Source organism: Pseudoalteromonas fenneropenaei (assembly GCF_042643375.1).
Taxonomy (GTDB): Bacteria; Pseudomonadota; Gammaproteobacteria; order Enterobacterales; family Alteromonadaceae; genus Pseudoalteromonas; species Pseudoalteromonas fenneropenaei.
Genome location: NZ_JBHRSD010000049.1, coordinates 1 through 1053, shown reverse-complemented (window position 1 = coordinate 1053; position 1053 = coordinate 1). Strand labels below are relative to the sequence as shown.

The 1053-nt window shown below is 49.0% G+C and carries 1 rRNA gene; it reads left to right on the top strand.

Annotation, left to right across the window (positions count from 1 at the left end):
* Window positions 1–1053, top strand: a 23S ribosomal RNA gene (locus ACFOEE_RS20480); the annotation flags it as partial.

The following is a 1053-nucleotide window of genomic DNA, read 5'->3' as shown; positions in this document are numbered from 1 at the left end:
AGGCGATGAAGGACGTACTAACTTGCGATAAGCCTAGTTGAGCCAGTAAGAGGCGCTTGAGACTAGGATTTCCGAATGGGGAAACCCACCTATTTATAGGTATCGTTAACTGAATACATAGGTTAACGAGGCGAACCGGGAGAACTGAAACATCTTAGTAACCCGAGGAAAAGAAATCAACCGAGATTCCGTTAGTAGTGGCGAGCGAACGCGGACCAGCCCTTAAGCTGAGTTGTAGTTAGTGGAATATGTTGGAAAGCATAACGGTACAGGGTGATAGTCCCGTACACAAAAACTTATACACAGTGAAATCGAGTAGGACGGGGCACGTGAAACCTTGTCTGAATATGGGGGGACCATCCTCCAAGGCTAAATACTCCCAACTGACCGATAGTGAACCAGTACCGTGAGGGAAAGGCGAAAAGAACCCCTGTAAGGGGAGTGAAATAGAACCTGAAACCGTGTACGTACAAGCAGTAGGAGCCCTTCGAGGGTGACTGCGTACCTTTTGTATAATGGGTCAGCGACTTATATTCTGTAGCGAGGTTAACCGAATAGGGTAGCCGTAGCGAAAGCGAGTCTTAACTGGGCGCTTAGTTGCAGGGTATAGACCCGAAACCCGGCGATCTATCCATGAGCAGGTTGAAGATCAGGTAACACTGATTGGAGGACCGAACCCACTCCCGTTGAAAAGGTAGGGGATGACTTGTGGATTGGAGTGAAAGGCTAATCAAGCCGGGAGATAGCTGGTTCTCCCCGAAATCTATTTAGGTAGAGCCTCGGACGAATACTACTGGGGGTAGAGCACTGTTAAGGCTAGGGGGTCATCCCGACTTACCAACCCTTTGCAAACTCCGAATACCAGTAAGTACTATCCGGGAGACACACGGCGGGTGCTAACGTCCGTCGTGAAGAGGGAAACAACCCAGACCGTCAGCTAAGGTCCCAAAGTGTATGTTAAGTGGGAAACGATGTGGGAAGGCTAAAACAGCTAGGAGGTTGGCTTAGAAGCAGCCATCCTTTAAAGAAAGCGTAATAGCTCACTAGTCGAGT